This is a genomic window from Streptomyces sp. NBC_00459 (genome assembly GCF_036013955.1).
Taxonomy (GTDB): Bacteria; Actinomycetota; Actinomycetes; order Streptomycetales; family Streptomycetaceae; genus Streptomyces.
On sequence record NZ_CP107903.1, the window covers coordinates 5,837,269 to 5,857,772 of the forward strand.

The following is a 20,504-nucleotide window of genomic DNA, read 5'->3' on the forward strand; positions in this document are numbered from 1 at the left end:
CTAGAGGAATGTTCATTCAGCTTTTCCGTCGCCCTATCAACCGCGGCTTCGCCTCCAGCCCGTCCAGCCCGTGCCACGCCAGGTTCACCAGATGCGCCGCCACCTCCGCCTTCTTCGGGCGCCGCACGTCCAGCCACCACTGGCCGGTGAGCGCGACCATGCCGACCAGGGCCTGGGCGTACAGCGGGGCCAGCTTGGGGTCGAAGCCGCGGCGCTTGAACTCGCGGCCCAGGATGTCCTCCACCTGCGTGGCGATGTCCGAGATCAACGACGCGAAGGAACCCGTCGACTGGGGGATGGGGGAGTCGCGGACCAGGATGCGGAAACCGTCCGTGTACTCCTCGATGTAGTCGAGGAGCGCGAAGGCCGCCTGTTCGCACAGCTCGCGGGGATGCCCGGCCGTCAGGGAACTCGTCACCATGTCCAGCAGGCGCCGCATCTCGCGGTCCACGACCACCGCGTACAGGCCCTCCTTGCCGCCGAAGTGCTCGTACACCACCGGCTTGGAGACGCCGGCCTTGGCCGCGATCTCCTCCACCGACGTGGCCTCGAAGCCCTTCGTGGCGAACAGCGTGCGGCCGATCTCCAGCAACTGGGCCCGGCGCTCGGCACCCGTCATCCGGGTGCGGCGGGGGCGCCGCGGTTTCTCATTGCTGTCGGTGTTGCTGGAGTCGGTCACCACGCCGTCAATCATGCCGCCTTCGCGGGCTCCTTCCTGCGCCGGGAGCCGTCCTGATCCGTGTTTCGACGGGAATCGATACGCGAGCGTGACGGCCAGCGCACGTCATAGGCCCAGCCGAGCTTCTCGAACCAGCGGATCAACCGCGCCGAGGAGTCGATCTGCCCGCGCATCACACCGTGCCGCGCCGATGTCGGGTCGGCGTGGTGCAGGTTGTGCCAGGACTCGCCGCAGGAGAGAACGGCCAGCCACCACACGTTCCCCGAGCGGTCCCGCGACTTGAACGGGCGCTTGCCCACCGCGTGGCAGATCGAGTTGATCGACCAGGTGACGTGATGGAGGAGGCAGACGCGGACCAGGGAGCCCCAGAAGAAGCCTGTGAAGGCGCCCCACCAGGACATCGTCACCAGGCCGCCGATCAGCGCGGGGAGAGCCAGGGACAGTCCCGCCCAGAGCAGGAACTGACGCGAGATCGCCCGGATGTCCGGGTCCTTGATCAGATCGGGCGCGTACTTGTCCTGCGGGGTCTGCTCCTCGTCGAACATCCACTCGATATGCGCCCACCACAGGCCCCGCATCAGCGCCGGGACCGTCTCCCCGAACCGCCACGGCGAGTGCGGGTCACCCTCCGCGTCCGAGAACTTGTGGTGCTTGCGATGGTCGGCCACCCAGCGCACCAGCGGACCCTCCACCGCCATCGAACCGGCGATCGCGAGCGCGATCCGCAGCGGTCGCCTGGCCTTGAAGGCCCCGTGCGTGAAGTAGCGGTGGAAGCCGATCGTGATGCCGTGACAGCCCAGGTAGTAGAAGAAGACGAGCAGGCCGAGGTCCAGCCAGCTCACCCCCCAGCCCCACGCCAGCGGCACCGCCGCCAGCACCGCGAGGAACGGGACGGTGATGAACAGGAGAAGCGTGATCTGTTCGAGCGAACGCTTCTGTTCGCCACCCAGCGTGGCCGAGGGCACTGGGGTGTCGTCGGGCGTCTTCCCGGCGTCTTCGATCGCATCGGAAGGTGAGGTGGTCATGCGCGTCCCCTGGGGGGTGGTGGGTCTCGGTAGATGCCGGGGTACGGAATCCGCGAACGTTCTCGGATCCGGGCTCCCTACGGTTGCGTAACCTACGGCGTCGTAAGTATGTCAGCGCGTTGCCCGGCGGCAAGAGCCCGAAATTTTGCGCGTTCCCCTCGACACCTATCCTTGAGTCGGTCGGACAGCGCGGTCCGCTCCCATTTCTTCCCGGATGCCCCGCCCCTATGCCGCCCGGCAACCCGGTTCCGGGGCGGCCTGACCGCCCGGACACCGGCCGGGTACCCACCCGCCGAGCCTCCACACTGCAAGGAGCCGCACCTGTGAGCAGTGCCGACGACCATGGCCAGGCCACCACTACGACCAGCAGCGAACTGCGCGCCGACATCCGGCGCCTCGGTGACCTCCTCGGAGAGACCCTCGTCCGCCAGGAGGGCCCTGAGCTGCTGGAACTCGTGGAGAAGGTCCGCCACCTGACCCGCGAGGACGGCGAGGCCGCCGCCGACCTGCTGCGTGGCATCGAGCTGGAGACCGCCGCCAAGCTCGTCCGCGCCTTCTCCACGTACTTCCACCTCGCCAACGTCACCGAGCAGGTCCACCGAGGCCGCGAACTGCGCGCCAAGCGCGCCGCCGAGGGCGGCCTCCTCGCCCGCACCGCCGACCGCCTCAAGGACGCCGACCCCGACCACCTGCGCGCCACGGTCAAGAACCTCAACGTTCGCCCGGTCTTCACGGCCCACCCCACGGAAGCGGCCAGGCGCTCGGTCCTCAACAAGCTGCGCCGCATCGCCGCCCTGCTGGAGACCCCCGTCATCGAGGCGGACCGCCGCCGCTACGACACCCGTCTGGCCGAGAACATCGACCTCGTCTGGCAGACGGACGAACTGCGCGTCGTACGCCCCGAACCGGCCGACGAGGCCCGCAACGCCATCTACTACCTCGACGAACTGCACGCCGGCGCCGTCGGAGACGTACTCGAAGACCTCACCGCCGAACTCGAACGCGTCGGCGTCCATCTCCCCGACGACACCCGGCCGCTCACCTTCGGCACCTGGATCGGCGGCGACCGCGACGGCAACCCCAACGTGACCCCGCAGGTCACCTGGGACGTCCTGATCCTCCAGCACGAGCACGGCATCAACGACGCCCTGGAACTGATCGACGAGCTGCGCGGCTTCCTCTCCAACTCGATCCGCTACACGGGCGCCACCGAGGAACTCCTGGAGTCCCTCCGGACCGACATCGAACTCCTGCCCGAGATCAGCCCCCGCTACAAGCGCCTCAACGCCGAGGAGCCCTACCGGCTCAAGGCCACCTGCATCCGCCAGAAGCTCGAGAACACCAAGCAGCGCCTGGCCAAGGACACCCCGCACCAGCCCGGCCGCGACTACCTCGGCACCGGCCAGCTCCTCGCGGACCTCACCCTCATCCAGACCTCCCTGCGCGAACACCGCGGCAGCCTCTTCGCCGACGGCCGCATGGACCGCACGATCCGCACCCTCGCCGCCTTCGGCCTCCAGCTCGCCACCATGGACGTACGCGAACACGCCGACGCCCACCACCACACCCTCGGCCAGCTCTTCGACCGCCTCGGCGAGGAGTCCTGGCGGTACGAGGACATGCCCCGCGAGTACCGCAACAAGCTCCTCGCGAAGGAACTGCGCTCCCGGAGGCCCCTGGCGCCCACCCCGGCGCCCCTCGACGCGGCCGGCACCAAGACGCTCGGCGTGTTCGAGACCGTCAAGAAGGCCCTCGCCGTCTTCGGACCCGAGGTCATCGAGTCGTACATCATCTCGATGTGCCAGGGCTCCGACGACGTCTTCGCCGCCGCCGTACTCGCCCGCGAGGCCGGACTCATCGACCTCCACGCCGGCTGGGCCAAGATCGGCATCGTGCCGCTCCTGGAGACCACCGACGAGCTCAAGGCCGCCGACACGATCCTGGAGGACATGCTCTCCGACCCGTCCTACCGGCGCCTCGTCGCGCTCAGGGGCGATGTCCAGGAGGTCATGCTCGGCTACTCCGACTCCTCCAAGTTCGGCGGCATCACCACCTCCCAGTGGGAGATCCACCGCGCCCAGCGCCGCCTGCGTGACGTGGCTCATCGCTACGGAGTGCGGCTGCGGCTCTTCCACGGCCGCGGCGGCACCGTCGGCCGCGGTGGCGGTCCCTCGCACGACGCGATCCTCGCCCAGCCCTGGGGCACCCTGGAGGGCGAGATCAAGGTCACCGAACAGGGCGAGGTGATCTCCGACAAGTACCTGGTCCCCTCGCTCGCCCGCGAGAACCTCGAACTGACGGTCGCCGCCACCCTCCAGGCCTCCGCCCTCCACACCTCCCCCCGCCAGTCCGACGAGTCCCTCGCCCGCTGGGACGCGGCCATGGACCTCGTCTCCGACGCGGCCCACGCCCGCTACCGGTCTCTGGTCGAGGACCCGGACCTGCCGACGTACTTCCTCGCGTCGACACCGGTGGACCAGCTCGCCGACCTGCACCTCGGCTCCCGGCCGTCCCGCCGCCCCGGCTCGGGCGTCTCCCTCGACGGACTGCGCGCCATCCCGTGGGTGTTCGGCTGGACCCAGTCCCGGCAGATCGTCCCCGGCTGGTTCGGCGTCGGCTCCGGCCTGAAGGCACTGCGCGAGGCGGGCCTGGACACCGTGCTCGACGAGATGCACGAACAGTGGCACTTCTTCCGGAACTTCATCTCCAACGTCGAGATGACACTCGCGAAGACCGACCTGCGCATCGCCCGCCACTACGTCGAGACCCTCGTCCCCGCCGAGCTCCAGCACGTCTTCGCCGACATCGAGGCCGAGCACGAGCTCACCGTCCGCGAGGTTCTGAAGATCACCGGCGAAAGCGAACTCCTCGACGCCACCCCCGTGCTGAAGCAGACCTTCACCGTCCGCGACGCCTACCTGGACCCCATCTCCTACCTCCAGGTGACCCTCCTCAAGCGCCAGCGCGACGCCGCTGCCGCGGGCGCCGACCCCGACCCGCTCCTCGCCCGCGCCCTGCTCCTCACCGTCAACGGAGTGGCGGCAGGCCTGCGCAACACCGGCTGAGCCGGGCGAAAACAGCTGAGGGTGCCCTCGTACGCACGATCACGCGTACGAGGGCACCCTCACGTCGTCACATCGTCACATCGGTCGCCACGTCGTCACCAGGCGGGACAGAGCCAAGGGCCCCGACGTTCACAACGCCACCCAGGCCGCCGTCACCAGCGCCAGACCACTCCCGGCCAGCGCCCACCCGGTCCGCGTCAGCCCCAGCCCGCCCGCCACCACGACCGACGCGAGCAGCAGCGCGCCGCCCAGCGGCACCCAGGCGTACAGGAAACCGGCCGGCCCCGACCGCACCACATCACGGCTGCCGGGCTTCACGACCACGGTGTACGTCTCGCCCTCGCTGACCCCGACCGACTGGTCCAGCACAACCCGGCCTCGCGCCGTCGACCCCACCGAAACCGGCCGGTACGACCCCGTGCAGACACCGTCCTCGCACCCCGACACGGTCATCGTGCCCTGCTCGCGCCCCTTGCTGAGCATCACGTGCTGGGCCGACCCCCAGGAGGCCCACACACCCGCGATCAGGATCAGCGCGGCGACCGTACCCATCACCGCGAACCGCCCGAGACGCCCGAGACGCCCGAGGCGCCCGAACCGCAGCGTGGCGGGGGCGGACTTGCGCCGGTGGGCGGTGGCTGGCATGGCCGGGATCATTGGCCATGGTCGGGCGATCGGTCAACTCCTGCCCGACAAAGTCAGGAGTTGTACGTACGAATCCCCGGCCGCCCTCCCACCTCGGGAGTTCACAGCAAATCCTCAGGAGTTCCCGTAGGACCTCAGGAGTTGTACGCGCTCTGCGCCCGCTCCAGGCCCTCGGTCAGCAAGGACTCCACCGCGTCCGTCGCCCGGTCCACGAAGTAGGCCAGCTCCTTGCGCTCCGCCGACGAGAAGTCCTTCAGCACGAAATCGGCCACCTGCATACGGCCCGGCGGACGCCCGATCCCGAACCGCACCCGGTGGTAGTCCGGGCCCATCGCCTTCGTCATCGACTTCAGACCGTTGTGGCCGTTGTCCCCGCCGCCCAGCTTCAGCCGCAGCACCCCGTAGTCGATGTCCAGCTCGTCGTGGACCGCCACGACACGGTCGAGCGGCACCTTGTAGAACTCGCGCAGCGCGTTCACCGGCCCGCCCGACAGGTTCATGTACGACGTCGGCTTCACCAGGACCACCCGACGGCTCGCCGGTCCGGGCGGCCCGACACGCCCCTCGACGACCTGCGCCTGCGCCTTCCCGGCCCGCTTGAACTTCCCGCCGATCCGCTCCGCCAGCAGGTCGGCCACCATGAACCCCACGTTGTGCCGGTTCATCGCGTACTCCGGCCCGGGATTGCCGAGCCCCACGATCAGCCAGGGGCCGCCCGCGTCGGTCGTCACGTCCATCTCTCCTTGATGCGTCTCGATACGCGTCGGCCGCCGCCCCTGGTGGGAACGGCGGCCGACGGACTGGCACTCCGGGGAAAATCAGGCCTCGGTGGTCGCCGCTTCGTCGTCCGCGGCGGCTTCCTCCGCCTGGGCGGCCAGGACCTGGAGGACGACCGCGTCCTCGTCGATCGCCAGCGTGGTGCCCTTGGGCAGCGGGATGTCCTTGGCCAGGATGGAGGCACCGGCCTCCAGGCCCGCGATGGACACGGTGACGGACTCGGGGATGTGCGTGGCCTCGGCCTCGACGGTCAGCGTGCTCAGCACGTGCTCGAGCAGGTAGGCGCCGGGGGCCAGGTCGCCCTCGGTGTGGACGTAGACCTCGACGGTGACCTTCTCGCCGCTCTTCACGGTGAGCAGGTCGACGTGCTCCAGGTAGCCCTTCAGCGGGTCGCGCTGCACGGCCTTCGGGATCGCCAGCGCGGTGCGGCCCTCGATGTCCAGGGTGAGCAGGACGTTCGGCGTACGCAGGGCGAGCTGGAGCTCGTGGCCTGGCAGCGTGATGTGGACGGGCTCGGCACCGTGGCCGTAGACGACCGCGGGAACCTTGGCCTCGCGGCGGATCCGGCGGGCGGCGCCCTTGCCGAACTCGGTGCGGGTCTCGGCGGTGAGCTTGACGTCGGACATGCTTTTCACTCCTCGTACGGGTGAGAGACGGACAGGTCACCCGGCCACGAACGGCCTGCTACGAAGAGCGCGTCGATAACGGATCACCGGCCCGTGAACGAACACGGGTACGGCCTCCCTCGCCGAGCAACTCCAACAGAGTACTCGGCAGGGGAGGCCGCAGAAAAGTTGATCTTGCAGAAGCGATTCGGCAGATCTGACGGGTAAGAAACCCGCAGGTGAAAGACCTGACCCGACCTACTGCTCGTCGAACAGACTCGTCACCGAACCGTCCTCGAACACCTCACGCACCGCACTCGCGATGGTCGGCGCGATCGACAGCACCTTGATCTTGTCCAGGTCGGCACTCAGCTCACCCGGCGTCGGCAGCGTGTTCGTGAAGATGAACTCACTCACCCGCGAGTTCTTCAGCCGGTCCGCCGCCGGACCCGACAGCACACCGTGCGTCGCCGTCACGATGACATCCTCCGCACCGTGCGCGAACAACGCGTCCGCCGCGGCACAGATCGTCCCACCGGTGTCGATCATGTCGTCGACGAGAACACACACACGACCCTTGACCTCACCCACGACCTCGTGGACGGTCACCTGGTTCGCCACGTCCTTGTCACGCCGCTTGTGCACGATCGCCAGCGGCGCACCGAGACGGTCGCACCAGCGGTCGGCCACCCGCACCCGGCCCGCGTCCGGCGAGACGACGGTCAGCTTGCCCTTGTCCACCTTGTCGCCCACGTAGTCCGCGAGCAACGGAAGCGCGAACAGATGATCCACCGGGCCGTCGAAGAAGCCCTGGATCTGGTCCGTGTGCAGATCCACGGTCAGAATGCGGTCCGCACCCGCCGTCGCCATCAGGTCCGCGACCAGACGCGCCGAGATCGGTTCACGCCCACGGTGCTTCTTGTCCTGCCGCGCGTAACCGTAGAACGGCACGATCACGGTGATGGAACGAGCCGACGCACGCTTCAACGCGTCGATCATGATCAACTGCTCCATGATCCACTGGTTGATCGGAGCCGTGTGGCTCTGGATCACAAAGCAGTCCGCGCCACGCGCCGACTCCTCGTAACGGACGTAGATCTCACCGTTCGCGAAGTCGAAGGCCTTCGTCGGGACAACCCCGACCCCCAACTGCTGGGCGACCTCCTCGGCAAGCTCGGGGTGGGCGCGGCCGGAGAAGAACATCATCTTCTTCTTCTCGCCGGTCGTCTTGGTCCCGGTCACAGCACTGTCTCCTCGGAGGTGTCTCAGCCGTGATCAGCCCTGGCAGGCCTGCTCAGCTGGGGGTGTGCGGGTGTGCATCTATCACGGTAGCCCGAGTCGGACCGGACCGTTTCCGGTCAGCTTTCGCCGCCCGGCTCCCGGGAAGCCGCCTCGGCCGCCCTCGCCGCCGCACTTCCCGGACGCTTACGAGCCACCCAACCCTCGATATTCCGCTGCTGGCCCCGGGCCACGGCCAACGAACCGGGCGGTACATCCTTCGTGATCACCGAGCCGGCCGCGGTGTAAGCACCGTCCCCGACCGTGACAGGCGCCACAAACATGTTGTCCGAACCCGTCTTGCAGTGCGACCCGACAACGGTGTGATGCTTGTCCTGCCCGTCGTAGTTCACGAACACACTCGCGGCACCGATGTTCGTGTACTCACCGATCGTCGCGTCCCCGACATACGACAGATGCGGCACCTTCGTCCCGTCACCGATCGACGTGTTCTTCGTCTCCACGTACGTACCGATCTTGGACTTCACTCCGAGGCGGGTCCCGGGACGCAGATACGCGTACGGCCCCACAATCGCCCCCGCCCCCACCACGGCACCATCGGCCACGGTGTTGTCCAACCGCGCGCCCGCCCCCACCCGGGTGTCCTTGAGCCGCGAGTTCGGCCCGACCTCGGCACCCTCGGCGAGGTGGGTCGCGCCCTGGAGCAGGGTGTTCGGATGGACGACGGAATCCTGCTCGAACGTGACCGTCACATCGACCCACGTACTGGCCGGATCGATCACGCTCACACCCGCGAGCATGGCCTCGGTCAGCAACCGCTCGTTCAGGATCCGACGCGCCTCGGCCAGCTGCACACGGTTGTTGATCCCGGCGATCTCACGATGATCGGCGGCCACGGACGCCCCCACCCGATGCCCGGCCTCACGCAGGATCCCGAGCACGTCGGTGAGGTACTCCTCGCCCTGACTGTTGTCCGTCCGCACCTTCCCCAGCGCGTCCGCGAGCAACTGCCCGTCGAAGGCGAACACACCGGAGTTGATCTCACGGATCGCCCGCTGCGAGTCACTCGCGTCCTTGTGCTCGACGATGGCGGTGACCGCCCCGGAGGCACCGTCCCGCACGATCCGCCCGTACCCCGTCGCGTCCGGCACCTCGGCGGTCAGCACGGTCACGGCATTGCCGTCGGCGGCATGCGTGGCGGCGAGCGCGCGCAGGGTCGCCCCGGTGAGCAGCGGGGTGTCGCCACAGACGACCACCACGGTCCCGTCGACGGTCCCACCCAGCTCTTCGAGCCCCATGCGTACGGCGTGACCGGTGCCGTTCTGCTGCGCCTGGAAGGCGGTACGGACAGCGGCGTCGGCCTCCGTCAGATGGGCGGTGACCTTCTCACGGGCGTGCCCCACGACGACGACCAGGTTCTCGGGGTCCAACTCGCCTGCGGCGGCGAGCACATGCCCCACGAGGGAACGGCCGCAGAGCTCGTGCAGGACCTTGGGTGTGGCCGACTTCATACGGGTGCCCTCACCCGCTGCGAGTACGACTACGGCGGCGGGGCGATTGGCGCTCACGGGTTGTGCCCTTCGGCTGCGGAGGGGGGCGGGGGTGACATCCGCAGGATACCGGGGCGTTTCGTGGGGGACATGAGTAAGGGTCCTGACTGGACTGTCAGGACCCGAACCGAGTATGGCTCCCCTGCCAGGACTTGAACCCGGACATATGGCACCAAAAGCCACAGTGCTGCCAATTACACCACAGGGGAATAAATTCGACTAAACCGGACATTTGGTCAGGTCGCCGAATTGGCACCCACCACTATGCCGTACCAGGCACCCTCGATGCGACGGTACAGATCTGCTCCTTGTCGCACCCTGATGCCGAGGCACCCTCGGTAGGAGTCTCCCGTGTTCTTGCGAACGGTCGAGGGATTGTGCTTCTTGAGGATCGTCCTGCCCAGGGCTGACGGGTCCATTCCGATGAGGTCGGCCCAGTGGCGTTCGGCGGCGACGACGTCGGCAGACTCGTGAATCATGACGCGACAATGCAGCCGTTCCCGACTTACCTCAAGCAGGTCGAGCCAGGCGAGGAAGACTCTGATCATTCCGGGGTCGCTGTTGACGAACTCCACACACTCGCGGCGAGCGTGTGGCTTGTCCTTGGTCCCCTCGGCCCAGTAGAGGGCGACACCTGTAAGGAACAACTCGCGATCCGACAGTTCACCGACGGCTGTCGCTGCTGCCTGCTTCGTGGCGTCACGCTCCTGCTGTCGGGAGGCTTGCAGCCGAGCGAGCCCCGCGTTCATCCGCTCCCGCTGCTCCTTCGGTGTGCACTTGGGCTCCGGATGCGGCAGATCCCGCACCCAAAGTGAAACCGAACTCTTCGAACACCCCAGTTCCGCCTGGATCCGGTTGTAGGTCCAGCCCTGCTTCCGCAGTTCCCGCGCCCTCTCGCGGAGGTCGTCCTTCGCTCGCGGGCGCTTCGTCCACTCCGGAGGAGGTTCGCCCTCGACGAGGCGCTGCAGGACCTCCTTGTTGTGGACCTGGAGCTCGTCGCGGATCTGCCGAAGGCTCAGGCCCTCTCGCCGCAACGCCAGCGCCCGCTCCCGCAGTCCCTCGAAATCCGCGTACTTGCCACATGCATGTTCCATGGGCAAACCCTCGGGGTGGAATCACCGCTTCCGGGGTCGAACGGTGCGCGATTCAGCAGTTCGAGGGATTCTGGTGGGTTTCGCTTCTGTTCGATTGTGGTCACGGCGGGCTGTGTGGTGTAGGCCGGTCGTCGAAACTCGCCGGAAAAGCGGGGGGTGGCGCCCGTAGGCTGGACGCATGACCACTACGGGGGAAGACCACGCCGCGGCCCTGACCGGGCCGTTGTGGTGGGCCCGGTGGCGCAGTGCGGCGTTTGACGTGGGTCTCGCGGTGCTGTCCGCCGGGGAGTGTGCGGCGGAGGGGGTCCGGTTCGCCGGGGAGGCGGGGATCCCGGCGGCGGCGGGGATCGTGTTCGGGCTTGTGGCCGGGTCCGTGCTGGTGTTGCGGCGGCGGTGGCCGATCGCTGTCGTGCTGGTGTCGATCGCCGTCGCGCCGGCCCAGATGGGCTATCTGATGGGCATCGTCGGGCTGTACACGCTCGCCGCCTCCGAGCTGCCCCGGCGGATCATCGGGGCGTTGGCGGGGATGGCGATGGTGGGGACGCTGATCGTGACGTTCGTGCGGTCGCATCAGGACATGGCGGACGGGAGTCTGAAGATCGGGGACTGGCTGGTTCCTGTCGTCGCCATCACCACGTCGCTGGGTGTCACCGCGCCGCCGTTGCTTCTCGGGCTGTATGTGGGTGCTCGGCGGCGGTTGATGGAGAGCCTTCGGGAGCGGGCCGACAGTCTGGAGCGGGAGCTTCAGTTGCTGGCCGAGCGGGCCGAGGAGCGGGCGGAGTGGGCGCGGAACGAGGAGCGGACGCGGATCGCCCGTGAGATGCATGACGTGGTGGCCCACCGGGTGAGTTTGATGGTGGTGCATGCGGCGGCTCTGCAGGCGGTCGCGCGCAAGGATCCGGAGAAGGCTGTGCGCAATGCCGCTCTGGTGGGGGACATGGGGCGGCAGGCGTTGACCGAGTTGCGGGAGATGCTCGGGGTGCTGCGGTCGGGGGACGGGCTGGAGCGGCGGGTGCAGGGTGTGCCGTTGGCGGCGGTGGGTGTGGCCGCGGCGGTGGCTGCCTCTCGTGCTGCGGAGGGTGGTGAGGGGGCGGGGGACGGGCCGTGTCTGTCCGAGTTGGAGGAGTTGGTCGGGCAGTCGGCGGCTGCCGGGATGGTCGTCGCGCTGTCGGTCGAGGGGGAGGTGCGGTTGTACGGGGCGATGGTGGAGCAGACCGCGTATCGGGTGGTGCAGGAGGCGTTGACGAACGTTCACAAGCACGCGGCGGGTGCGAAGACGCATGTACGGCTGGCTCATCGGGGTGACGAGATCGCGATGCAGGTGGAGAACGAGCCGCCGCCCGAGCCGTCGTCGGGCTCGTCGGTGCGGTTTCCGTCCGGTGGCAATGGTCTGCTCGGGATGAAGGAGCGGGTTGCCGCGTTGGGCGGGGTTTTCGTGTCCGGGCCGACGGAGGCCGGGGGGTTTCGGGTGTCGGCGGTCATTCCGACGTGACGCTCCGCTGGTTGTGCGGTTCTTTGGCTGCGGGTCCGGTGGGGGCTGGTCGCGCAGTTCTCCGCGCCTCTGTCGGGGCGCGTCGCGTACCCGACCTGGCCCGGCGGGCGGGGCTCAGGGAGGTGTCAGGCGGACCGGTTCCAGGCCGGTGACCAGGGTGGCGAGGGCCTGGTCGACGTCGGCGCCGAGGTACCAGTCGCCGGTGTGGTCGAGGGCGTAGACGCGGCCGGCTGTGTCGATGGCCAGCAGGGACTGGGTCTCGGGTTCCTCGCCGAGGGGGCAGACCTCGGTGTCGAGGGCGCGGCCGAGGTCGGCGAGGGTGCGGGCCATGTGGAGGCCGTGCAGGGGGTCGAGGTGCAGGGCGGTGGGGGCGACCTGGCGGCCGGTGCCGGGGGGTGTGATGTGCAGGCCGCCGAATTCGGCCCAGGCTTCCACGGCGGCCGGGAAGACCGCGTGGCGGTGTCCGGCGGGGGAGGTGTGGCCGCGCAGGGTGTCGGCCCAGATCTCGGCCTGTTTTATGTCCCAGCGGCCGGGTTGCCATCCGGCGGCGCGCAGTGCGGCGTCGACGGCCACGGGGAAGCGGGTGGTGGAGGTGCGGTCGGTGTGCATCTGCCCTTCGATCGTCGAGGTCATGGACCGGCGCGAGCGCGTGCCTGGTGCGGCGCCGTCGTGCGGTGGGGCCTGGGGGTGGGGTGGGGGCGTCAGTCGGTGGGGGCCGACGAGTCGACTATGCGGACGCCGAAGTGGGCGCTGAGCGCTGTGCAGGAGCGGCAGGGTGCGGCGAAGCTGCCGTGGAGGGGGTCGCCGTCCTCGCGGATGCGGCGGGTGGTGAGTTTGGCTTGTTTGAGTGCTCTGCGGGCTTCGCCGTTGGTCATGGGTTTGCGGGCGGCGCGTCGGCTGCGGGCCTCGTCGGCGACGGTGATCTGCCGGGATATGAGGAGTGCTTCGGCGCAGCGGCCGGTGGATCGGTCGCGTTGGGTGCTGGCGAGGGTGTCGAGGAAGTCCTGGACGAGTGGGTGCAGGGTGGGTGGCTGGTCGCCGCGTGCGGCTGTGCCGGTGAGGGTCGCGCCGCGTACGGAGAGGGCGGCGGCGACGGTCGGGAGTATGCCGTCGCGGCGGTGGCGGAGGGTGGGTGCGCGGGGTGGCTCGTCGGCGCTCCAGCCGACGCGTGGGTCGCCGCCGGGTCTGCCGGTCGTGCCGGGCATTGCGGGTGTGGGTGTTCCTGTGGTGCCCTGCGTCGGCCGTCCTGTCGGCCTTCCTGTTTCTGTCCCCGTCTGTGTCGCGTTCATGATCGTCATCCCCTCCGGTGCCTCCCCCGTGAAACCCCTCGGCGGACACAGAGTGCCAAATGGCGTGCCTGGAGCGGTAGCTGGGGCGGTGTGACACGCCCGGGCTTCGCCGCACCGTCACGGCAGGGTGACGGCAGGTCACGGAACGCGGGGGCCGGTGGCTGGTGCCGGTGACCGGTGTCGGCGTACCGCATAGGCTGTCGGGCAGCCGCGATCCGCAGCGCCGTCCGGGTTGCTGTCCGCACTGATGTGCTGACAGGCGGGACGGGGTGATGTGTCGTGATGTGATGTGACAGACGTACGGGTCGTACTGATGTACAGGCCTTACAGGACGCCGCAGGGGGCAACCGCCATGACGACAGGTCGGCTCGGGCAGCGAGCCGTGCCGCCGAACGCGGCCTATGCCGGGCAGGTCGTGCACTTCCCGGATCCGGTACGGGCCACTCGGCATCCCAGAGGGGTGCGGGTCGACGAACACGGCTATCCGGACTTCTCGCTCTACGCGCGTGCGGCGGCGGAGATCGCCGAGCCGCCCGAGGGCTTCGGTGTCGACGAATTGCGGCTGACGGACTACGTGTCGGCGAACGCGGCGCTGGCCGCGTCGGGGCACGAGTTGTGGGACACGGTTCCGGCGGTGGCGACTCCGCACGGCTGGACCTGGCACCACGTACCGGGCGGGCGGCGACTGGAGCTCGTCCCGGTCGAGGTGAAGGCGCTGCTGCGGCATCACGGCGGGATCGCGACGTCGGCCGTCGACCAGCACAAGCGTGGTACGCGGCCGTTGCAGGAGACGCGGCCGGCGCACTTCGCGCTGCCGAGGTCGGCGGTGGCGGTGACCGAGTTGCAGGTGCAGGGCGTCGAGGAGGACCTCGGTTACCGGCTGCCGGGGGCGTACCGGTCGTTCCTGAAGGCGGCGGGCGGGTGCGCGCCGGTGGGTGCGGCGCTCGATGCCGAGCTGGGGCTGCTGCTGGACCAGCCGTTCTTCACGGTGCGGGACGAGGCGGCGGTCAACGACCTGGTGTACGTCAACAAGTGCCTGCGGGACCATCTGACGAAGGACTATCTGTGCGTCGGTTTCGTGCAGGGCGGTCTGCTGGCCGTGAAGGTGAAGGGTGAGCGGCTCGGTTCGGTGTGGTTCAGCGCGTACGACGACGCGCGGGACGTCGATCCGACGTGGCCGCCGGCCGACCGGGTGCAGCGGCTGCTGCTGCCGTGCGGCGACGACTTCGACCAGTTCCTGTCCCGGCTCGCCGGCAATCCGCCGGAGCTGGAGACGGTGGCGAACCTGATGGTGGACGGCGGTTTCGCGCGTGCGGTGCCGGCTTCCGGGGCGTCTTCGGCGTCTTCGGTGGGGGAGTGAGCTGACCGATGGTGACTTTCGCGCAGGCGCAGGAGCGCGCCGAGGAATGGGTCAACGGGGATGTGCCGTCGTATCAGCACCGGGAGGTGCGGGTGCGGGAGTTCGAGCTCGGGTTCGTGGTCTGGGCGGAGGACCGCGCGGAGGGTCCGCGTTCGGACGGCGGTGCGCAGCGGCTGGTCCTTGCCCGGGACAGTGGTGAGGCCACTCTGTGGCCCGCCCTGCCGGTCGGCGAGGTGATCCGCCGGTACGAGGAGCAGTACGGCCGTGCGGCCTCGGTCGAGGACGCGGTACCGGCGCCTCCGGCGCGGGTCGACCTGAACCAGACGTCGTTCCTGCTGACTCCGCCGGAGTGGTTGCAGGAGGCGGCGGACAAGCTGGGGATTTCTGATCGGCGGGCGGCTTCGGGTTCCGGCACCTCGGGTGGCGGTGCGGCTTCGGCCGCTCCCCCGGCTCCCCCGGTTCCCGTGGCTTCTTCGGGCGGGGGGCCGGTGGACGCGGTGCCGCCTGTGGGTGCCACGCCGTGGACCGGGACCGACACGACGAGTGTGGACGCGGGCGAGGACCGTTCCGTGCCGCTTCCGGCGACCGTGTTCGCGCCGCAACTGGGTGACGAGGACCGGGACGACGTCCCGCGTCCCCGGGACGCCTTCAACGGCGGTCCGGGCGCTCCCGGGACTTCGGGTGCTCCGGGGTACGGGTATCCGCAGAGGGCCGGTGGCCCCTCGTACGGGTACCCGCAGGGTGCGCCCGGTGTGCCCAACTCTCCGGGGCGGGCGCTCGCGCCCAACGCGGGCGAGATCGCGGACGCGGCGACCAGCAAGGCGCCGCCGCCGCGCGGTGCCCGGGGCGCGAGCGCCCCGCCTCCCCCGGGTGCGCCGGGAACTCCGGGCGCGCGTCCGGGAGTTGCGCCGCCTTCCCCGCCGCCGGGTCCTGGTCCTGCGGGGGGATATGTGCCTACGCAGTTCGTGTCGGCGCTGGGGCCTGATGGGCTCGACGGTGCGAATCCGGCCGGCGGTCCGCCCCCGCCTGGCGGTCTGGATCGGCCGGGTGCTCCGAGTGCTCCGGGCGTCCCGGGTGCTCCGAATCCGCCCGGTGCTCCCAACTCGCCTGCGGGGGCGCCGCCTGGGGGCGTTCACCAGGCCGCGACGATGTTCTCCGGTCCCGGCGGTCCCGGTGCGCCCCAGCCTCCGGCGGCTCCCGGGGTTCCGGGTGCGGGCCGGGGCCCGGGTGCGCCTGGCGCTCCGGGTGCCCCGGGTGGGGCCGGTCGGCTCGGTGTGTCCGGTGCTCCGCAGCCTCCCGGCGCGCCGAATCCGCCTGGCGCTCCGTTGCCTCCGGGTCCGCCCGGCACCCCAGGTGCCACTGGCGGGCCGAACCGACCGGGCGTTCCCCACTCGCCCGGGGGTACCCCGCCGGACGGTGTCCACCAGGCCGCGACCATGTTCGCCGACCCTCATCAGGGCGGCGCCCCCAACGCACCCCGGCCGCCGGGCGTACCGGGTGCTCCCCAGCCTCCGGGTGCCCCCGGCGTGCCCGGTGCGCCGGGCGTTCCGTCCGCTCCCGGTGCTCCCGGTGCGGTGCATCACGCCGAGACCATGCTGGCCGGTCCTCCGGTCGGCGGTCCCGGCATGCCCCCGCCGCCCCCGGCCGTCGGTGTACCAGGCGGTCCGGGAGGTCCGGGCACTGCTGGTGGATCGGGTGCTCCCGGTTTCCCCGGCACTCACGGCACGCCCCCCGGCGCTCCCCAGCACCCCATGCCCCCTGGCGCGATGCCCCCGCCCCCCGGCGGCCGGCCGGCGCCCGGTGTGCCCGCGCCGGGTGGTCAGGCCGTTCCCGGGCTCGCGGCGCCCGTCCAGTCGGCGCACGTCCCCGGGTTTCCGCCGCCGCCTGCCCCGGGTCTCTCCGCGCCGCCGCCCGCCCCCCAGGCCCCTTCCTACGGCTACCCGCCGCCCGGGCAGCCCACGGTCGGGCCCGGCTATCAGGCCGTTCTTCGTTACCGGGCGCCCGACGGGTCCGAGCAGCAGGTGATCCGGCGGTCCGCGCCCGGGACGCCGCATCCGGAGTGGCAGATCTTCCATGAGCTGCGGGCGATGAACATCCCGCCGGACCAGGTCCTCGAACTCCACACCGAGTTGGAGAGCTGTGAACTGCCGGGTGCCTACTGCGCCCGCATGATCCGAGAGCAGTGGCCGAACGCCCGGATCACGAGCATCGCGCCGTACGGCACCGATCACGCGAGCCGTCAGCAGGGCATGGCCCAACTCCTGGCGCACCAGGGTGAGTTGCATCAGGTGGCGGATGGTCCGGCCCGTCCGGGGCCGGTGCGTACGCCGCTGCCGCCCGTGCAGCCCGCGCCGCCGATCCCGCCGGAGGCGGTCGCCCAGGAGATGGCCGCCGCGTTCGGACCCGGGGTGTTCCGGTTCGACCAGGCGGCGGTGTCGCGGCAGGGGGTGCCGCCGATCGTGGCGCACACCCTGGTCGTGGCCGGGCTGCCCGCCGACATGGGGCCGTTCTTCTGGGCGCAGGCCCAGCCGGGGCGGCCGGTGCCGACCCTCGCCGAGCTGGCGCAGGAGCGGGGGGTGCGGCCGGCGGCGGACGCCGGGTCGTATCTCGTCATGGGCAGCGACTTCGGCAAGGCGATCTGTGTGCAGTACGGGACGGCGAACATCGTCGCGGTGCCCGTGGAGGCGGGGCCGGGCGGAGCACCCGTACCGCCGCAGTTCGTGAACACGGGGCTGCCCGAGTTCGCGCGGTGTCTCGCGCTGCTCGGCCGTATGTGGCGGTTGCGCTACGGCCTCAACCAGGAGCAGGCGGGCCGCTGGACGGTCGATTTCCAGGCCCAGCTCGCCTCCCTCGATCCGGCGGCGCTCGGCTCCCCGGAGAGCTGGTGGTCGGTGCTGCTGGAGGAGATGTGGGACGGGTTGCTCTGACCTGCTGAGCAGAGGAGGAAGGGGGTGGGTGGCCGCACGGCCACCCACCCCCTTCCGTGTACCGAGAGCTCGTACAGGCCGTGACCCGGCCCGGAGTGTCGCGTTAGGCACATTTCATCCCAATCCATCAAGATGTGCGCGAAATCATTACGTCGTACGCGGAGAGGGGTCGCAGGATGAGCAGCGCAGCGATGTCGTCGCACGGTTTCGTGGCCGGTTTCGGGGCGGGACGGGGGCGCGGTTACCGGCCCGATCAGGTCGACGCGTATGCCGCCGCGCTCTCCGCGGAACGGGACGCCGCCTGGGAGCGGGCCGCGCGGCTGACCGTACTGGCCAGGGAGATGGAGACGGAGTCGGGGCGGCTGCGGGAGGCCGTCGCGCGGCTCGCCCCGCAGACGTACGAGAGTCTCGGTGAACGCGCCCGGCGGCTCTGGGAGTTGGGTGCCGAGGAGGCCGGTGCGGTCCGGGAGCGGGGGCGGAGCGAGGCGCGGCACCTGGTCGCGGATGCCGAGGCCCGGGCGGACGCCCTGCGGGAGGCGGCGGAGGCCGCCGCCGAGGCCGTACGCGGCGAGGCCGAGGAGCGTGCCGGGCATCGGCTGCTCGCCGCCCGTGCGGAGGCCGACGAGATCCGGATCGGCGCCCGCAGGGAGGTCAAGGAGGGGCGGGGGGAGGCGCTGGCCGCGCTGCGTGAGATGCGGTTGCGGACCTCCGGGCTGCTCGCCGAGCAGGAGAAGGAGTACGCCGAGCGGTGGGCCGAGGCGGAACGGATCACCGCCGAGCGCGAAGTCGCCCTGGAGAAGCGGCACATGGAGCGGGTGACGGCTGCCGAGGCCGTGCTGTCCGAGGCGAAGCGGGCCTTCGCGGATGCCGAGGAGTCGGTCCGGCGGAGCGACGAGGACGCGCGGGTTCGCGCCGCCGAACTCCTCGCCGAGGCCCGGGTCCTGGAGGACCGCATCGCCCGCGAGACCGAGCGGGTGCTGCGGGAGCACGGCGAGGAGTGGGACGACGTCCAGGCCCATATGGACCACGTACGCAGCAGCCTGACCGCGCTCACGGGGCGGGCGGCGGCCGAGTGAGCGCCGCGCAGGGCGCCTGCTGACGACGGCTACTACGGGCTGTCGAGGACCGGGAAGCGGCGCGGCGCCAGTACCAGCAGCGCCACGAACGCCAGTGCCGCCGCTCCCGCCGCTCCGAAGTACACCGCGTGCACCGCGTCCGCGATCGCCCGGCGGGTCGCCTCCGGTGCGGCACCCGCGCCCAGCGCCCGCGTCACCGAGTCGAGGTCGCTCGCGCCGCCCAGCCGGGACGCCAGTACGCCGTTGGCCACCGCGCCGAACAGGGCGGCGCCGATCGTCTGGCCGGTCTGGCGGCAGAAGAGCACCGACGCCGTCGCCGTGCCGCGTTCCGACCAGCCGACCGTCGACTGGACGCCCACTATCAGGGGGAGTTGGAAGAGCCCCAGGGCGCCGCCGAGCAGCAGCATCAGGAGCGTGGGCTGCCAGGCGGAGCCCGGGTACGGGAGGAAGGGGAACGCCAGCAGGATCAGGGTCGCCGCGCCGATGCCGAGCATCGCCGTGTTCCGGAAGCCGATCCTGCGGTACACGTGCTGGCTCAGCGCCGCCGACACCGGCCAGCTCAACGTCCATACGGACAGCACGAATCCGGCGGCGATCGGGGCGAGGCCCAGCACCGACTGGGCGTACGTCGGCAGGAACACCGTCGGGGCCACCATCAGCAGGCCCAGCGCGCCCAGCGACAGGTTGACCGCCGCGATCGTGGGGCGCCGCCACACCCAGCCCGGGATGATCGGCTCGGCCGCCCGGCGTTCGATCACGACCACGAGGAACACCAGCGCAAGTCCCGTACCGAAGAAGGCGGTTGACGGAAGCGACAGCCAGGGCCAGGCCACACCGCCCTGGACGAGGGCCGTCAGGAGGACGCCGCCGCACGCGAACACCGCGAGCGCGCCCGCCCAGTCGATGCGCGCGCGGGGGCCGGAGGTGTCGCGCTGCGGTTCGTGGAGGTGGCGGGCCAGCAGCCACATCGCCACCGCGCCGACGGGGAGGTTGACGAGGAAGATCCAGCGCCAGCCGGCGTAGGCCGCCAGAACTCCGCCCAGGGCGGGGCCCGCCACCGCCGCGGTTGCCCATACGGTCGACAACTTGGCCTGGATCTTGGGGCGTTGCTCCAGCGGATAGAGGTCGGCGGCCAGTGTCTGGACCGTGCCCTGGATGGCGCCGCCGCCCAGACCCTGGACGATCCGGAACGCGATCAGCGCGCCCATGTTCCAGGCCAGCGCGCAGAGGAGGGAACCGAGGAGGAACAGGGCCGCGCCCGCTATCAGGACCGGCTTGCGGCCGAAGGTGTCGGAGAGCTTGCCGTACACCGGGAGGGTGACCGTGACGGCCAGCAGATAGCCCGAGAACAGCCAGGAGAAGACGGAGAAGCCGCCGAGGTCGCCGACGATCTGCGGTACGGCGGTCGCCACGATGGTGGAGTCGAGCGCGGCCAGCGCCATCGCGAGCATCAGGGCCGCGACGACAGCCCCTCGCTTGTCGGTCCCGGTGTGCTGCGCAGCGCCGGGTGTCGCGGGTACCGCGGGTTTCGTACGGCGGCTGCTTCTCCCCACCGGGTTCCTTTCCCCCTGCATCTATCTGTCGGCGACCACTCTGCCACTTGCCCCTCACACGGCGGGAGGGTGGAGCGTGGCCGGGGCGGAGGGTGGAGCAACCCCGAGACCCGCTCCACCGAGGGGTG

The 20,504-nt window shown here is 70.4% G+C and carries 16 protein-coding genes and 1 tRNA gene; 5 read left to right on the forward strand and 12 right to left on the reverse strand.

All coding sequences use genetic code 11. The features are described 5' to 3' along the window. Positions 1-16 precede the first annotated feature (16 nt). Together OHN74_RS25910 and OHN74_RS25915 are read right to left on the reverse strand one after the other, a co-directional pair. Positions 17-694, reverse strand: coding sequence for a TetR/AcrR family transcriptional regulator (locus tag OHN74_RS25910; protein WP_327696993.1), 678 nt, complete (start codon positions 692-694; stop codon positions 17-19). Continuing rightward, entirely contained in the window at positions 691-1,704 is a 1,014-nt protein-coding gene (locus OHN74_RS25915; protein ID WP_327696994.1) for an acyl-CoA desaturase, read from the reverse strand. The genes OHN74_RS25910 and OHN74_RS25915 overlap by 4 nt, the downstream gene beginning before the upstream one ends. Before the next feature lie 323 nt (positions 1,705-2,027). On the opposite strand from OHN74_RS25915, the gene ppc reads away from it, so the two are divergent. Next, positions 2,028-4,769, forward strand: a complete 2,742-nt coding sequence (gene ppc / locus OHN74_RS25920; RefSeq protein ID WP_327696995.1) for a phosphoenolpyruvate carboxylase — start codon at positions 2,028-2,030, stop codon at positions 4,767-4,769. A 129-nt stretch (positions 4,770-4,898) separates the two neighbouring features. Here the strand turns inward: ppc and OHN74_RS25925 are convergent, their stop codons facing one another. From OHN74_RS25925 to OHN74_RS25955, 7 genes are all read right to left on the reverse strand, one after another. Then, positions 4,899-5,426 carry a hypothetical protein gene (locus tag OHN74_RS25925; protein ID WP_327696996.1) on the reverse strand — a complete coding sequence of 176 codons (528 nt, stop codon included), beginning with the start codon at positions 5,424-5,426 and terminating at the stop codon, positions 4,899-4,901. A gap of 122 nt (positions 5,427-5,548) precedes the next feature. Further along, the gene (gene pth / locus OHN74_RS25930) at positions 5,549-6,151 is read right to left on the reverse strand and encodes an aminoacyl-tRNA hydrolase (RefSeq protein WP_327696997.1); all 603 of its coding nucleotides are present in this window, start codon (positions 6,149-6,151) and stop codon (positions 5,549-5,551) included. A gap of 81 nt (positions 6,152-6,232) precedes the next feature. Then, on the reverse strand, positions 6,233-6,817 hold the full coding sequence (locus tag OHN74_RS25935) for a 50S ribosomal protein L25/general stress protein Ctc (protein ID WP_327696998.1): 585 nt from the start codon (positions 6,815-6,817) through the stop codon (positions 6,233-6,235). A gap of 237 nt (positions 6,818-7,054) precedes the next feature. Beyond that, positions 7,055-8,038 (reverse strand): ribose-phosphate diphosphokinase, encoded by a 984-nt coding sequence (locus OHN74_RS25940; RefSeq protein WP_327696999.1) that lies wholly within the window; start codon positions 8,036-8,038, stop codon positions 7,055-7,057. 116 nt (positions 8,039-8,154) lie between these two features. Beyond that, positions 8,155-9,603 carry a bifunctional UDP-N-acetylglucosamine diphosphorylase/glucosamine-1-phosphate N-acetyltransferase GlmU gene (glmU, locus tag OHN74_RS25945; protein WP_327697000.1) on the reverse strand — a complete coding sequence of 483 codons (1,449 nt, stop codon included), beginning with the start codon at positions 9,601-9,603 and terminating at the stop codon, positions 8,155-8,157. Positions 9,604-9,719: 116 nt separating this feature from the next. After that, positions 9,720-9,794: transfer RNA gene (locus tag OHN74_RS25950), tRNA-Gln, on the reverse strand. 27 nt (positions 9,795-9,821) lie between these two features. Beyond that, positions 9,822-10,679 carry a hypothetical protein gene (locus tag OHN74_RS25955; RefSeq protein ID WP_327697001.1) on the reverse strand — a complete coding sequence of 286 codons (858 nt, stop codon included), beginning with the start codon at positions 10,677-10,679 and terminating at the stop codon, positions 9,822-9,824. A 178-nt stretch (positions 10,680-10,857) separates the two neighbouring features. Here OHN74_RS25955 and OHN74_RS25960 point away from each other — a divergent pair, with 178 nt between their 5' ends. Continuing rightward, a complete protein-coding gene (locus tag OHN74_RS25960) occupies positions 10,858-12,171 on the forward strand; it encodes a sensor histidine kinase (RefSeq protein ID WP_327697002.1) in 1,314 nt (437 codons plus the stop codon). Positions 12,172-12,285: 114 nt separating this feature from the next. Here OHN74_RS25960 and OHN74_RS25965 read toward each other — a convergent pair whose 3' ends face one another. Next, entirely contained in the window at positions 12,286-12,780 is a 495-nt protein-coding gene (locus OHN74_RS25965) for an SUKH-3 domain-containing protein (RefSeq protein ID WP_327700273.1), read from the reverse strand. A 92-nt stretch (positions 12,781-12,872) separates the two neighbouring features. After that, positions 12,873-13,469, reverse strand: a complete 597-nt coding sequence (locus OHN74_RS25970) for a YwqJ-related putative deaminase (RefSeq protein WP_327697003.1) — start codon at positions 13,467-13,469, stop codon at positions 12,873-12,875. A gap of 343 nt (positions 13,470-13,812) precedes the next feature. Here OHN74_RS25970 and OHN74_RS25975 point away from each other — a divergent pair, with 343 nt between their 5' ends. The 3 genes from OHN74_RS25975 to OHN74_RS25985 all read left to right on the forward strand — a co-directional run bounded on the left by OHN74_RS25975 (position 13,813) and on the right by OHN74_RS25985 (position 18,823). After that, positions 13,813-14,820 (forward strand): SMI1/KNR4 family protein, encoded by a 1,008-nt coding sequence (locus OHN74_RS25975; RefSeq protein WP_327697004.1) that lies wholly within the window; start codon positions 13,813-13,815, stop codon positions 14,818-14,820. A gap of 8 nt (positions 14,821-14,828) precedes the next feature. Continuing rightward, positions 14,829-17,747, forward strand: coding sequence for an SUKH-4 family immunity protein (locus OHN74_RS25980; RefSeq protein WP_327697005.1), 2,919 nt, complete (start codon positions 14,829-14,831; stop codon positions 17,745-17,747). Between the two features lie 176 nt (positions 17,748-17,923). After that, positions 17,924-18,823: a cellulose-binding protein gene (locus OHN74_RS25985; protein ID WP_327697006.1), complete on the forward strand. Its 900-nt coding sequence runs from the start codon at positions 17,924-17,926 to the stop codon at positions 18,821-18,823. Between the two features lie 32 nt (positions 18,824-18,855). On the opposite strand, the gene OHN74_RS25990 is transcribed toward OHN74_RS25985, so the two are convergent. Further along, a complete protein-coding gene (locus tag OHN74_RS25990; RefSeq protein ID WP_327697007.1) occupies positions 18,856-20,397 on the reverse strand; it encodes an MFS transporter in 1,542 nt (513 codons plus the stop codon). Between the last annotated feature and the right edge of the window lie 107 nt (positions 20,398-20,504).